Annotated in this window: 1 protein-coding gene; it reads left to right on the top strand. The window is 65.3% G+C overall.

The window, feature by feature from the left end:
* Positions 1 to 645 (top strand): DDE-type integrase/transposase/recombinase (locus tag P0D89_RS53820; RefSeq protein WP_408379785.1); only part of this gene is annotated, 645 nt, incomplete at both ends.

The raw sequence follows: 645 nt of genomic DNA, 5'->3' as shown, positions 1-645 counted from the left end.
TCTGGGGAGACAAAGAGGACGATTGATCAACGTCCCGGATCGCCTGTTATGCATATCGTTGATACGCGAGGCGGCGCAGTCAGGCTGCCGGCTGGACAAGGCTTGCGATGAGCTGGGTGTGAGCCTGCGCACGTTCCAGCGCTGGGTGGGTGACGGCGACGCGGTGCGTGCCGATGGCCGCACCACGACCGGGCGCCCGCCACCATCCAGTCGCTTGAGTGAGGCCGAACGGCAGCAGATCCTTGAGGTCGCCAACAGCGCGGAGTTTGCCAGCCTGCCGCCCAGCCAGATCGTGCCGAGCCTGGCAGATCGCGGCGTGTACCTCGCGTCGGAGTCGAGCTTTTACCGCGTGCTGCGCAGCGCTTCGCAGCAGCATCACCGCGGCCGTGCGCGCAAGCCTTCAGCCCGGGTGGTGACCAGCCATTGTGCCACTGGTTCGAATCAGGTCTGGTCGTGGGACATCACGTGGCTGCCGGCGGCGGTCAAGGGCCGGTATTACTACTGGTACATGATGCTGGACGTGTTCAGCCGGAAGATTGTCGGTCACGAAGTGCATGAGGCGGAATCGGCGGAACTGGCCGCGTTGCTGATGCGGCGTGCCAGTCTGGCGGAGGGCCTGGCAGGACGTCCGCTGGTGCTGCACTC

The sequence above is a fragment of the Paraburkholderia sp. RL18-085-BIA-A genome, assembly GCF_046027075.1.
In the GTDB taxonomy this organism is placed as follows: Bacteria; Pseudomonadota; Gammaproteobacteria; order Burkholderiales; family Burkholderiaceae; genus Paraburkholderia.
Note: the sequence above shows the minus strand (reverse complement) of the source record. Positions and strands in the feature narration are given on the sequence as shown.